The organism is Streptomyces sp. P17, from assembly GCF_032436805.1.
GTDB lineage: Bacteria > Actinomycetota > Actinomycetes > Streptomycetales > Streptomycetaceae > Streptomyces.
Genome location: NZ_JAVRBF010001235.1, coordinates 1 through 250 on the forward strand (window position 1 = coordinate 1; position 250 = coordinate 250).

A 250-nucleotide genomic window follows, 5' to 3' on the forward strand; every position below is an offset into this window, starting at 1 on the left:
AGCGGCAGCCGCGAATCCAGCCAGCGGGTAAAGCCCGTCTGCGGAACGTAGGTCGAAGGACCGGACATCAATGCGCTCCGTTAGCCGACTTTGATCTTGGTGGCGGTTTCAATGGTGTAGACCGGAATCTCGAGGTTCTGCGGCGCAGGACCTTTCCGGATGCGGCCGGCGGTGTCGTACATCGAGCCGTGGCAGTGGCAGAGCCAGCCGCCGAAATCGCCTTCGAACGCGGTCGGCGTGCAGCCGAGAT

Annotated in this window: 1 protein-coding gene; it reads right to left on the minus strand. The window is 63.2% G+C overall.

What is annotated here, in order from left to right; translation table 11 throughout:
- Positions 1–80 precede the first annotated feature (80 nt).
- Positions 81–250, minus strand: a 170-nt coding sequence (locus RMT89_RS46395) for a Rieske 2Fe-2S domain-containing protein (protein ID WP_399499085.1), incomplete at its 5' end; no start/stop codon positions are given.